This window comes from Actinomyces oris (assembly GCF_001937665.1).
Lineage (GTDB): Bacteria > Actinomycetota > Actinomycetes > Actinomycetales > Actinomycetaceae > Actinomyces > Actinomyces stomatis.
Window position 1 is genome coordinate 1 of the sequence record NZ_MSKL01000007.1, and the last position, 12,408, is coordinate 12,408.

The 12,408-nt window shown below is 68.2% G+C and carries 10 protein-coding genes and 3 tRNA genes; 8 read left to right on the plus strand and 5 right to left on the minus strand.

All coding sequences use genetic code 11. The features are described 5' to 3' along the window. Window positions 1-109: 109 nt before the first annotated feature. Both BKH28_RS02970 and BKH28_RS02975 read left to right on the plus strand, forming a co-directional pair. Window positions 110-198: transfer RNA gene (locus BKH28_RS02970), tRNA-Ser, on the plus strand. 461 nt (window positions 199-659) lie between these two features. Then, window positions 660-1,094 (plus strand): hypothetical protein, encoded by a 435-nt coding sequence (locus BKH28_RS02975; protein WP_075417504.1) that lies wholly within the window; start codon window positions 660-662, stop codon window positions 1,092-1,094. 145 nt (window positions 1,095-1,239) lie between these two features. Here the strand turns inward: BKH28_RS02975 and BKH28_RS02980 are convergent, their stop codons facing one another. Then, a complete protein-coding gene (locus BKH28_RS02980) occupies window positions 1,240-1,626 on the minus strand; it encodes a VOC family protein (RefSeq protein ID WP_075417414.1) in 387 nt (128 codons plus the stop codon). A gap of 104 nt (window positions 1,627-1,730) precedes the next feature. On the opposite strand from BKH28_RS02980, the gene BKH28_RS02985 reads away from it, so the two are divergent. Continuing rightward, complete coding sequence (locus tag BKH28_RS02985) at window positions 1,731-2,735, plus strand: helix-turn-helix transcriptional regulator (protein WP_075417415.1); 1,005 nt, start codon at window positions 1,731-1,733, stop codon at window positions 2,733-2,735. Between the two features lie 85 nt (window positions 2,736-2,820). Here the strand turns inward: BKH28_RS02985 and BKH28_RS02990 are convergent, their stop codons facing one another. Continuing rightward, on the minus strand, window positions 2,821-3,531 hold the full coding sequence (locus tag BKH28_RS02990) for a DNA alkylation repair protein (protein WP_075417416.1): 711 nt from the start codon (window positions 3,529-3,531) through the stop codon (window positions 2,821-2,823). A gap of 277 nt (window positions 3,532-3,808) precedes the next feature. Between BKH28_RS02990 and BKH28_RS02995 the strand changes: the two genes are divergently transcribed. The 4 genes from BKH28_RS02995 (at window position 3,809) to BKH28_RS03010 (ending at window position 6,055) form a co-directional block, all read left to right on the plus strand. Then, window positions 3,809-3,895 (plus strand) — tRNA-Ser (locus tag BKH28_RS02995). 177 nt (window positions 3,896-4,072) lie between these two features. Continuing rightward, the gene (locus BKH28_RS03000; RefSeq protein ID WP_075417417.1) at window positions 4,073-4,426 is read left to right on the plus strand and encodes a hypothetical protein; all 354 of its coding nucleotides are present in this window, start codon (window positions 4,073-4,075) and stop codon (window positions 4,424-4,426) included. A 91-nt stretch (window positions 4,427-4,517) separates the two neighbouring features. Continuing rightward, the gene (locus BKH28_RS13510; RefSeq protein WP_075417418.1) at window positions 4,518-5,825 is read left to right on the plus strand and encodes a hypothetical protein; all 1,308 of its coding nucleotides are present in this window, start codon (window positions 4,518-4,520) and stop codon (window positions 5,823-5,825) included. Between the two features lie 154 nt (window positions 5,826-5,979). Then, a tRNA-Arg gene (locus tag BKH28_RS03010) sits at window positions 5,980-6,055 on the plus strand. 104 nt (window positions 6,056-6,159) lie between these two features. Here BKH28_RS03010 and BKH28_RS03015 read toward each other — a convergent pair. The 3 genes from BKH28_RS03015 to BKH28_RS03025 all read right to left on the minus strand — a co-directional run bounded on the left by BKH28_RS03015 (window position 6,160) and on the right by BKH28_RS03025 (window position 10,770). Beyond that, the gene (locus tag BKH28_RS03015) at window positions 6,160-7,944 is read right to left on the minus strand and encodes an alpha/beta hydrolase (protein ID WP_075417419.1); all 1,785 of its coding nucleotides are present in this window, start codon (window positions 7,942-7,944) and stop codon (window positions 6,160-6,162) included. Between the two features lie 112 nt (window positions 7,945-8,056). Next, window positions 8,057-9,265 carry a PLP-dependent transferase gene (locus tag BKH28_RS03020; RefSeq protein WP_075417420.1) on the minus strand — a complete coding sequence of 403 codons (1,209 nt, stop codon included), beginning with the start codon at window positions 9,263-9,265 and terminating at the stop codon, window positions 8,057-8,059. Window positions 9,266-9,393: 128 nt separating this feature from the next. Further along, entirely contained in the window at window positions 9,394-10,770 is a 1,377-nt protein-coding gene (locus tag BKH28_RS03025) for a MalY/PatB family protein (protein WP_075417421.1), read from the minus strand. Window positions 10,771-11,339: 569 nt separating this feature from the next. Here BKH28_RS03025 and BKH28_RS03030 point away from each other — a divergent pair. Further along, on the plus strand, window positions 11,340-12,353 hold the full coding sequence (locus BKH28_RS03030) for an alpha/beta hydrolase (protein WP_430515697.1): 1,014 nt from the start codon (window positions 11,340-11,342) through the stop codon (window positions 12,351-12,353). Window positions 12,354-12,408 lie beyond the last annotated feature (55 nt).

Here is a 12,408-nt window from a genome sequence, read left to right on the forward strand (position 1 = left end):
CAGTACACCTAAGGTACGACCGCGACGCTGGCGACCGGTGGGCTCACGGTGACCGCGGGCCCACCGGGATGGTAGGGTCTGTGCCTGTCGCGCCCGGAGGGTGCGGCTTGGAGAGGTGACAGAGCGGCCGAATGTGGCGGTCTTGAAAACCGCTGTGCGCCTAGCGCACCGGGGGTTCGAATCCCTCCCTCTCCGCCATGTCATGCTTACTCGAACCCTCGGTAGCAATTCGGCTGCCGAGGGTTTGTTTGTGCTCGGATGCGGTCTCCCAAGTGGCTCTCGGCATCTTCTGGGCGCAATGCACGAAGGTCGGGGGTTACTGGCGGACGGTTGGGTGTAGTTCCCGGGGTGCGGGGGTTCGTGCAGTACGCACAACCCTTGGCCAGTAGTCCCCGAGGCTCGTGGAGTAGTCGGCTGGAGCGAGGGGGTGCTTGGGTGGAGGTGCCGTTGGCAAGCCGCGGCGACGAGCGGGGAGTGTTTGGTTAGCATGCTCAGGCGTACCTGCCCTTGCTGCGTATGTCGTTCGCGAGAAACTATGTGATGCGCTCCAAGGCCCCTTGGATGGTGGCACCGCTCAAGTCATTGCTGAGTCTGTCGAGTGGGTCATGTGGGCGCTACTCTAGGCTTCTGTCGCAAGGAGCGAGGGGAGGGTGCAGTTAATGCCCGAGTCCAGTACAGAGTTAGACGAATTACGTCGCCGAATTGATGAGCAATCTCAACGTATTGAAGAGCTACAGGATGCCTTGCACACCTTATCTATAGCGGTCCAGTATCGAAAGGAAGAGCCCTACCTGGCCTTCCAGGCCGAGCACGGTATCACCGGACGGCGAAGGATTGCTCTGAATGCGGCCATCAACGGAGTGCTTTCTCGAGCGCAGGGACATGTGCGCCCACTCAGTTCCAGGGTTCATGAAGAACTCCTGGAAGACTATCCAGCCTTGGCCAAGGCATATGCGTCGGAGCCGATCGACTGGGATGAGGCCGTTCGCATCGTCGGCGAGGTGCTGGGTAGTGAGCATGTTGGTAGGCAGGCGCTGGAGGCGCATCGCGCCCGTGGCTTGGGGCAGGCAGGTCACCGGGCCCTCTCTAGCTGAGCGATCTCCACACTGTGGGTGGGGCACGTCAACGCCGGCGGTGCCCCACCCGCACTTAGGCGACAGCAACTATCGTGATGAACTCAAGCGTTGCAGCGCATCGAGGCCTGCACCCGGTGACGGGCAGGGCGCCGAGGGTCTCGAGTCAGACGAAACTCGAGGTATCAGTGGCGCACACACGCAGGCGGTGCCCATCGGGGTCTGTTGCCACAAAGGTGTAGCCGAATTCGAGGACGGTCGGCTCCAGAACCATCGGAATGCCCAGCTTCTTCCATTGCGCGTGAAGACGATCGACGTCGGCACGCTCAACGTTGCTGAGACTCAGCTCGGTCCCGCCTACGTATGGCTCAGCAGCCGGTTCAATCTCGTCGGCTGCCTGCAGGCCGAGAGTGACGTCGTCGGACAATGCGAAGACGCTGAATCCTGGATAGGTCTTGATCGGTTCATGACCGAGAATCCGGCGGTAGAAGGTGGTACTCGCCTCGACGTCGGAGACGTAGAGGATGACGCTGTTGGGAACGAAGGTCGTCATGGTGATGCTCCTGAGACTCTCACGGGTATACGAGGTGGGCGGACGGCGTCGAGGTTAGAGACCATTGGTGCCACCTTGTGTCACGTACGTGCGAGGATGAGCCGGTGCGTGCTGACCGCTTGCTGTCCATGATCTGGCTGCTGCGTACCCATGGTCGTCTGTCCGCCTCGGATCTGGCGCAGCGGCTGGAGGTCTCACGGCGCACCGTGCTGCGGGACGTTGAGGCGCTGTCGGCTGCGGGCGTGCCGGTATGGTGCGAGCGGGGACCTCATGGGGGAGTGAGAATCGACCCCGGCTTTCGCATTGACGTGACAGGACTGAACCGTGAGGAGAGCCGGGCTCTCTTCGCAGGTCTCACCAGCTGGGGTGCTGCGCCACTGGGCCTTGGTGACGCCCTCGTCTCCGCGTCTCGCAAACTGCTCGCCGCCGTGCCCGACAGCCATCGAAGCCGGTCCATGGGCATTGCCTCGCGCGTCGTGGTCGATCCTCAAGGGTGGCTTCCCCTTCCTGAGAGCGAGCGGGCCGACGCCGTCTTCCATGCTGTTCAGGAAGCGGTCTTGACGCGCCATCGACTGCGTATGGTCTTCCGTCACAAGTCGAGGACGACGACGCAGGACGTCGTCGATCCGCACGGAATAGTTGCCGCTGGTCGCAGCTGGTACCTGTGCGCCTCACACGGCACCGAGGTTCGCTTCACCAGGCTCTCTCGGATCGAAGAGGCTGACGTACTCGCTGAGGAGTGTGCTGACGACTCCGGCTTCGATATGGCCGCGGCATGGCAGAAACAGCGGGAGGAGTTTCTTGAAAGGTTCGAGGCGATCACAGCCACTGTCTGGGTGCGGGACGAGCGTTGGAGCGATGTGCAGGAGTGGACGTTGCGCGCAACGACGACCGATGCAGATGGCGAACCTCCCGGAGATGATGGATGGACCTGTCTCCAGCTGGAGTTCATGGATCACCTGCATGCCATGACGATTCTGCTTCGGCTCGGTCCGGATGCCTGCGTCATCACCCCTATGCGACTGCGACAGGACCTCCTCGACTACGTGGACCGCATGCGTGAGCGGTACCGTGCCGATGGGGCGCGCGATCTGATGACTCACGGTTGAGGCGGCACGGCTCGCGCGTGCTCCGACGGCGAGGAACGGCCAGCGGACTGCGCGGCCCTACCGCCTGCCGTGTCGCGCCCCGCTCCTACAGGCGCTTGACGGCCTCGCGTCGGCTGAGTGGGGACAGGTCCGGATGCGCCTGGACGAAGGCGCGCACCCAGTCGCCGTCCGTGCGTGCGTAGTCGCGCAGCGCCCAGCCGACGGCCTTGCGGATGAAGAACTCCGAGTCCTCCTGGTTGGCCTCGATGACGGCGGTGAGCAGGTCGAGGTCCGTGCCGGCCTTGTGCTGCAGCTGGCAGATGATGGCACTGCGCCGCACCCACACGTCCGGGTCGGTGGCCCACACGCGCATACGGGCCGCCGCAGCCGGATGCTCACGCACCACCAGCCCGACGGCGTGGGAGGTCTCATCCACCAGATCCCACCACTGCCCCGTGCGCAGAAAATGCTCGTAGAGGGCCAGGGACTCCATGCGTCCAGCATGCGACGCGGACAGCTTGGAGCGGATGACGGCCAGCGCCGCGTAGCGCTCCTCGCGGTGAGTGGCCCCATCCCACAGGCACCGCAGCGCCGCCTCCCAGGTGGCGGCCTCAGTCCACAGGCCGCGATGGGCGACGGCGATCCGTTGCGAGAGGCGCCGCGTTTCCGGGACCCCGACGCCGTACATCGCCATCTCGGATTTCAGGTACGCCCGCTGCTGCTCGGCGCGGGCGGGGGCGCCCGCCTCCTCCAGGGCCTCACGCAGGGCAGTGATGAAATCCGTGACCCGCGCACCCGTCTCCCCACTCACCGGCATCCTCGCCCCTCCTCGCAGTGCACCGCGCGCCCTCTCAACATGCTCGCGTCGCCTCATGACATGCTTTCAAGACCATTATGGTTCCGCACGGCACTGGCGCCCGGGTCAGGGAACCGGAGGTCTCGGGCTGCAAGTAGCGGCTGCGGGGCACCCGTGCGGCCGGCACTCGCGTCGCCTCATGCCGAGGCGCCTGCACCGTGTCTTCGGCGGTTTGCTCACGCGGCATCCTCCCGGTAGGCTGCCCGTGCATCCCGCGGTGGAGCCGTGGGAAGGCGATGGAGATGTCGCATAGTGGCCTAGTGCGCCTCCCTGCTAAGGAGGTTGGGGTGGAAGCCCCTCGGGAGTTCGAATCTCCCCATCTCCGCCGGACTGAGAGCCCCGGTGCGCAGCAGCGCGCCGGGGCTTCGTCGTCGGCCCAGCCGTTGCCGCGGAGGGTGCTGTGCCTGGGCCGGCCTCCCTTCAACTGACCGAACGGTCGACGGCTCGCATCCTGCGGTCTATCCTGGCAGTAGTCCATCAATCGTGCTGGGAGTGAGCGGCTATGACTGACATGGACAACCGAAGACAGGCCATCGGATACGCGCTCATTGGCGGTTTTGTCGCCCTCTTCATCGTCCTCAACTGGGCCGGCCCCGGGCGGGTCCTGTCGCTCGTGTCCGCAGTGGCCGTTGTGGTGACACTGCTGGCGATCAGAACTAGATCGCGTCTCGCCGTGATCGCAGCCGTCATCCTCCTGGCGACGCTACCGTTCGTCGCGCTGCGGACCCACGCGGGCTCCGCCGCCGGCGCCATCGGTCCGCTGGTGATGTTCGTCGGGGTCGCTTGCTGGCAGCGCTGGAAGGCTCCGGCTGGATCGGGAGCCGGCGAGACCTCTTCGGCGGCCACTCCCTGCTGACTGGGCCCCGTGAAGCAGCCCCGGTCGGGGCGTTCGCCTCTGGCCGATCGGGGTGCCTGTGTGTCTTCCTGCGCCGATCCGGGATAGCGTGATGCTGTACTCGACTGAGAGGGACCTCATGTCTGACCACGACGCAACCCAGCCGCCGGCCTCCGGCTCGCCCCGCCCCAATCAGGGTGACGAGTTCAACGCCCGGACCGTCCTCATCAACCAGGACCTGCTCGACGCCGCGCGCGCCGAGCAGCAGGCCACTGGGCAGGTGCCCGGCTCCGCTCCTGGGGCTGCGCCCGGCGCCCAGTCCGGCTCGTGGCGCCCAGTGCAGCCCGACCTGCCCGCCGGGCCACCCCCTGAGGAGCAGACGCGCGCCTACTCCACACATGCCGCACAGGCGGCCGCCCAGCCCGGTGCGGCGTCGGCCGACCCCTACATCCAGGCCAACCCCTTCGCCCAGCAGAACGGGGTCGGTCAGCCGGGGCAGCCCGGCCAGCCCGACCCGGCCGGGGGTGGCGGATTCGGTGCCCCCTCGCCCTTCCAGCCCGGGCAGCCCCCCGCTCAGCAGGCAGCCCAGCCGGCGCCCTACAGTCAGCCGGCTCAGCCCGCCTGGGGCGGGCCCACGGCCGACGACGGCGCCGTAGCCGCGTCGTCGCCCTTCGCCCAGTCCGCCCCCGGCATCCCCTCAGCTCCGGGCACCTCCTCGGCCCCCGCAGCCGGTGCCGTTCCAGGGAGCGAGGCGAGTCGGGAGGCCCTGCAGTGGCAGGGGCAGCAGCCGCAGGCCCAGCCGGCAGGTCTGCAGGACCAGCAGCCCTTCGCCCAGCAGCCGGCCCCGCACTCGCACCCCTTCAGTGGGGGTCGCCAGGAGGGTGACGTCGGCATGTCCTCGGTCTTCCCCACGGCGACCGCGCGCGCTGAGGCCGAGCAGGCCACGGAGGCATTCGTCCCCGCTGCGACACAGGCGGTCGCCCAGTCCGCGCCGTCGTCGTCCTCAGCCTTCCCGTCGCAGGGCTCGGCGCCCCAGTGGGGCTCAGCCCCCTCCTCCGACGCCGCAGCCGGGCAGGCCCCGCCCTTCCCCGACATGGCTCCTCCCGCGGCGGGCTCGCCGTTCGCGCGGCCGGCAGGAGGCGGAGCGCTGGCAGCGGCGCGGTCTGAGGAGTTTGAGAGCGCGGACTCCGTCGGCAGCTGGATGCTGACGCTGTTCCTCATGGCCATCCCCGTCGTCAACCTCGTCTGGCTGCTGATGCTCGCCTTCGGCAGCGGCCACTCCGCCAGCAAGAGGAACTGGGCCAAGGCCACTCTCATCTGGGCGGTGATCGGTGTCGTCCTGAGCATCGCCTTCTCCTTTGTGCTTGGCATGCTCGGCTACTCGCTCTTCACTATCAACCAGAGCGCCAGCGTCGGATAGCGCCCAGTGGTTCGCAGGTGCGCTGCTGTCACCGTGGCGCCGAGGGCCGGAGTGCCGCCAACGGCGGGACTCCGGCCCTGTGCCCATCCTCACGGGGACAGGATTTGTCCCCTGGGTGGACGCTGAGTAATGTTCTACCCGTCGGCAACGACATGCGCCTGTAGCTCAACGGATAGAGCATCTGACTACGGATCAGAAGGTTGGGGGTTCGAATCCCTTCGGGCGCACCAACACCCCGTCATCGGCTGAATAGTCGGAGCCGGGGTGTTTTCCATTTCCGGTACTCCCCGGCTCCGACGGCGTCGCTCAGCGGGGTCGCTGCTGAATCTTCGCGTCAGCCTTTCTCACCACCTCCTGCCTGGGGCTCCGGGTCCGCCGCGCAGACCTCCCCGTCTGAAGGAAGCGTCCCGTTGACGAGGTAGTCGCTGATTCTCGCCATGGTGCAGCTGTTCTGACCCGTGGCGACATGACCGTACATGTCCACGCTCAGCAGGTGACTGTTGCGGATCCTCGACACCAGCGCCTTGGACCACGGGTAGGGCGTGGCCGGGTCGTGCAGAATGCCGACGACGAGCACCGGGTTTGTGGCCTCGACGTCGACGTCGACGGCCTCGGTCCTGCTGGTGTGTCCCCAGCCGTGGCAGAAGGCGTCCATCTGGGGGAGCGAGCTGTGGAAGACCGGGTAGTCGTGGCGGTAGGAGGCCAGTTCCGCATCCCAGCTCGACTCGTTCCCGGCGTCGGGGAAGTCGAGGCACCGGTTGGCCGAGAAGGCATAGCGGACGCGGAGCCGTTCGACCACCTGCTTCTCTGTCGTGGGAGGAGGCATGCTGTTGCTTGAGGCGGAGACAGAGGCGGCGTTCCTCACCAGGGCGGTGCCGTCATGTGCGTTCATGGCCTGGGCCAGTCCCTCGGTGAGCAGTGGCCACTTATCGGGCGAGGAGTTGGCGAGTGTGGAGATGCTGCTAACGGCCTTGGCCCGGTTCAGAGTCTCCCGGGAGTTGGAGACGGTCAGTGGGTTGGCGTCCAGGTCGTCGAGGAAGGTGGCGAGCCGGGTGACGGCCTCCTCCGTCGTACCGCTCAGGGGGAACCCCGCCTGGCCCTGCTGGGACTCGATATAGGTGCGCAATGACTGCTCCCAGGCTGCGGCACCATCCTCTGACGCCTCCTGCCGTGACAGAGTGGGGTCCATGGCGCTGTCCAGGACGACGCGTCCAATGTTGTCGGGGAAGAGCTCGGTGTAGACCGCGCCCAGGTAGGTGCCGTAGGAGACGCCGAGGTAGTTGAGGTCCTTGTCTCCCACCAGCGCCCGCATGACATCCATGTCACGGGCCACCGAACGGGTGTCCGCATGGTCGAGGATCTCGGGAACCTCCGTGTACTTCTGGCAGGCCGCGGCCTCGCGTGAGCCCTGGGCGACGATATCGGCGGCGCTGCCTGATGTCGTGGGTTGGCCGGAAGAAGGCGCCTCAGCCTGCCCTGCCAGAATCGCCTGGACGTCCTCGGGGGACCAGCAGGTGATGGGGGTGGACTGGCCGACGCCGCGAGGGTCGAAGCCAATGATGTCGTAGCTCGCCAGGACCTCCGACATCTCCCCGTTCTTGAAGAGCTCGGCCCGCGACTCGATGGCGGAGATACCGCTTCCCCCGGGGCCTCCGGGATTGAGGAAGACCGAGCCCCGAGGGGAGGAGCTCGTCGAGGGCAGCTTCTTGAGGGCCACCGTGATGGTCTTGCCCTGCGGGTGGTCGTAGTCCAGGGGCACGGTCACGGTGGCGCACTGGAAGGCGGTGCCGGTGGCGTCGTTGGTGCAGTCGGTCCAGGTGAGGTCCTGGTTGTAGAAGGACTCCAGCCCCTTGGGGGCACCCGCCCCCGTGGACCCGGTGGATCCTCCGGAACCGTTTGACGTGTTGCTACCGGTGGGCTGAGGCGTGCCTGCGTTGCTGTTCGAGTTCGTACCACGGTCCACCACGACGCCGGCCTCATGGGAGCCCGGCGCGGGCGGGCTGGCGGCGGCTGCGATATTCGCACCGAGCATGCTGCCGGCGGTGATCGTGCCGAGCAGGGTGAGGACGGCGAGGGCTGAGGTGGCGTGCGATGGCGGGGATGTTCGTAGGCGTCTCATGGCAACAAGCCTTGTGTCTCCGACGAATATGAACCATCCGGCAGCCTGGCCGGCTGATGTCGGGGTAGCCCGACCCGACAACCTCACCGTCGGCGTCCGGCTCAGTCCACGTTCAGGCGCCGGCGGCCTCGAATGCCTGGGCCAGGTCCGCGATGAGATCGTCGACGTGCTCGATCCCCACACTCAGGCGCATGAGCCGGTCGCTCAACCCGTAGGAGGCGCGCACCTCGACGGGCACGTCCGCATGCGTCTGCACCGACGGGCACGTCACCAGCGACTCCACGCCCCCCAGGGACTCGGCGAAGGTGAACACCCGCACCGAGGCCAGGAAGCGGGCCACGTCCACCGACTCGGCCAGGTCGAAGCTCACCATGCCCGACCGCCCCGGGTAGAGCACGCGCGTCACATACCGGCTGGAGCGCAGGAACTCCGCGATCGCAGAGGCGTTGGCCTCGTGGCGCTCCATGCGCAGCGCCAGGGTCTTGAGCCCGCGCAGCAGCAGGAAGCAGTCGAAGGGCCCCAGCGTCGCGCCGGTCGTGTTGAGCCGGTAGTTCAGCTGCTCGGCCAGGACGTCGTCGGACACCACCGCCACACCCGCCATGACGTCGTTGTGCCCGCCCAGGTACTTCGTGCCCGAGTGAACGACGACGTCGGCACCCAGCTCCAGGGGCCGCTGCACCACTGGGGTGCAGAAGGTGTTGTCCACCACCAGGCTCGCCCCGGCGGTATGGGCCAGCTCGGCCGCCTCAGGGATGGGGAGCTCCTCCATCATCGGGTTCGTGGGAGTCTCGATGATGACCAGGTCGGCCGGGTCGGCCAGCGCCCCGCGCAGGCCCTCGATGCCCAGGACGAAGTCGACTCGCGCCGCCCCCTCCTCGGCCAGGACCTCCAGGAAGCGGAAGGAGCCGCCGTACAGGTCGCGCAGCGCCACGATCCGGCTGCCGTGCGGGGCCAGTGTGCGGGTCACCAGCTCCAGGGCCGCCATCCCCGAGGACAGGGCGAAGGCGGCCGTCCCGCCCTCCAGGCGCGCCAGGGCGTCCTGCAGGACGTCACGGGTGGGGCTGGCTGTGCGCGTGTAGTCGTAGCCCGTCGACTCACCCAGGCCCGGGTGGCCGTATGCGGTCGACAGGTGGATCGGCGTCGTGATCGCACCCGTGGCCGGATCGGTCCCGGTGCCCGAACGCACCAGCAGCGTCTCCAGACGGAGCTGCGGGTCCGGGGATGACGACGTCGGGTGATGGTGGACGGGGAAGGTGCGAGCGGCCGGCGGCTGGGAACACTCGGTGTGAGCGGCGGGGCGGGGTGCGGACGGACTGGTCATGAGTGGTTTCTCCTCATGGGCGGGGGAGTGGCGGGAGGAAATGATGACTGACGGCCGACGGCGACGCCGGCGATGGCCGGTGAATGGACACCGGTCAGGGCGGTTCTGCGCGGCCCGGACGAACCGACTCAGGCGGACAGGGCGGTGGGGCCCTGCCCGGCATGCCCTGCGGCGCGGGCGGTCACGGCGGCGACGGCAGCCTCCAACCGGTCCAGGGCGGCGTCGAGGGTGGCGCGGGGGCAGGCGACGTTGATCCGGGTGAAGCCCTCGCCGCCGGCCCCGAAGATCCGGCCGTCGTCGAGCCAGAGCTCGGCCTCTTTCAGCATGACCTCGTCGAGCCGCTCGGGCTCGAGCCCGGCGGCCCTCAGGAATCCCGAGCAGTCCAGCCACAGCAGGTAGGTGCCCTCGCAGGGGGCGGCCTCGATCCCCTCGATCCGCTCCAGGCGCGCCTCGACGTGGGCCCGGGCGGCCGCGATGTGCTCACGCAGGGCGTCCAGCCAGGCGTCACCGCCCTCGTAGGCGGCCCGGCAGGCCGTCAGACCCAGGACATTGGGCTGGGAGTAGCCGGTGGTGGCCAGCTCACGGCGGAAGGCCCTGCGCAGGCGGGCATCGGCGATGAGGATGTTGGCGACCTGCAGACCCGCCAGGTTGAAGGACTTCGACGGCGAGGTGCAGGTGATCGTGTGTGCGGCGGCCGTCTCGCTCACGGAGGCGAAGGGCGTCGTCGTGAAGCCAGGCAGGGCCAGGTCGGCGTGGATCTCATCGGCCACGACGACGACGCCGTGGCGGGCCGTGACCTCCTCCAGGGCCGTGAGCTCCTCCCGGCTCCAGACCCGGCCCACCGGGTTGTGCGGGTTGCACAGGAGCAGCAGGCGCGCACCGGTCGCCTCGATGGTCTCCTCCAGGGCGTCCAGGTCACGGCGGTAGACGCCGTCGGCGTCACGCACGAGGGGGACGGCGGCCACGGTGCGCCCGTTGACCTCGACGACGTCGCGGAAGGGGTAGTAGACGGGCTCCTCGATGAGGACCGCCTCGCCCGGCGCGGTCAGGGCACGCACCGCCAGGGCCAGGGCCGGGACGACGCCGGGGGTCACGGTGTTCCACTCGGCCTCCACCTGCCAGCCGTAGCGGCGGGAGAACCAGCCGGTCAGGGCCGCCTGGTAGGCGTCGTCGGGCTCGGAGTAGCCGAAGATGCCGTGGCGGGTGCGCCACAGCAGGGCGCTGGTGACCGCCGGTGCGGTGGCGTGGTCCATGTCCGCCACCCACAGGGGCAGGACGTCCTCGGGGCGGCCGCGCTTGACGGCGGAGTCCCACTTGAGGCTGGCCGTGCCGCGGCGGTCGGGGACCGCGTCGAAGACGGCCGGGTCAACGGCGGGGGCGGTGAAGAAGGCGGCCGCGGGGGAGGCGGCGGTAGGCGCGTGGGGGGCTGTGAGGTCAGGGCGGCCCGGACAGGTGGAGTCGGTGGAGTCGCTGGAGCTGCTGACGGGGGTGAGGTGGGCGTGCATGACAGAAGGTCCTCTCGGGTCCCCTGGCGGCGGTAAGGCGCGCGAGCGCAAGGCGGCTGCTGCGGCAGATCGGGCTCAGGGGTTGGCCGGCGCGTGGCCCGGCCGAGGTGGCGGTTTGCTGGAGGGATGAACACGGGGGCGGTGGGGCCTCCGCGGAGTGCGACGAGCCGGTCTCAAGCGGCTCGGACTCTCACCGTTACGTGTCAGACAGCGACGGCTGGCGCTGTCAGCGCATGCACATTCGACCCTCGCCAAGGGTGCGCACCATCATCGCGCGGGCCTGGGGCGAAAGAGTCGTCATGGCGGTGAGCATAGCGGGAGCGCCGCCGCCGGCGCCACCCGGCTGGTCGGCGCCGTGATCTCGCCCCGCCGGGCGACGCGTACCAGAGTGGGGCGTCTTATCCATAGCCATATTTTCTACCGATTAATAACAGTAGGGTTGATGGTGGTCGTGCCGTCTTGGCAGGTTCACGGCCATCGCCGCAGCCATCACCCAGTGGATGCGGCCCCGGGGGAGGGGACCTCCCTCCTTCACCATCACCGACACAGCAAGGGGCTGTACATATCCCATGACTCAGAAACCTGACCACCCGATGACCCTGGAATCGCCTCGTCCTCCGGCCCGTCCCGCACGCAGCTCGGGGATCAGCCGACGCATCATGCTCAAGGGGGTGGGCGGGGTCGCCGCCCTCGCCGCCGTGGGCGCCGGTGCGTCCGTGGCCGGCGCGGCGCCCGCTCAGGCCGCGGGCCTGAGCGTTACCGAGCACCAGGACGGCGGCCGCATGCAGTACTACCGCTTCTCCACGCCGTCCATCGGCTGGAACCCGGCCGTCAACGTACTGCTGCCCGACGGATACAACCCGGCACGCCGCTACCCGGTGCTCTACCTCCTCCACGGAGGCGGCAAAGGCAACGACTTCCGGGTCTTCGACAAGCTGGGCATTCGAAACTACACCGCGGGCCGCGAGCTCATCGTCGTCATGCCCGACGGCGGACTCGCCGGCTGGTACTCCAACCCGGTCTCCTCGAACGTCGGCCCCCGGAACTGGGAGACCTTCCACATAGGCGAGCTCATCCCCTGGGTGGACGCCACCTTCAGCACCATCGCGGAGTTCTCCGGGCGAGCCGTCTCCGGCTTCTCCATGGGAGGCTTCGGGGCCCTGAAGTACACGGCCAAGTACTACGGGCACTTCGCCTCCGTCTCCTGCCACTCGGGACCCGCCGACCTGCGCGGGAAGGACGGCTCCACGATCACCCACTGGGCGAATCTGACCTCGATGGCCGAGCTCGGGGGCGGCATGGTCTACGGGGCGCCCTGGGACGAGGCGCGTGTGAGCGCCGACAACCCCATGGAGCACATCGAGAGGTACCGGGGCAAGCGCATCTTCCTCACCTGTGGAACGGATACTGTCGACCTGAACGAGCGTCATGTCCTGCCGACCCAGAGAACCTTCGCAGGGGCACTGCAGGCCGCCGGCATTCCTCATGAGCACTATGAGGACGCAGGAGGCCACCTTGTGCGCCCGGAGCGGCTGCAGCAGGACATCGACGGCATGATCGCCCACCTGACCAAGGCCGGTTGAGGGCTTCCCCGTCGCTCTCCGGGCCCTGAGGCCCACCGGTGCGGAGCCGACGACC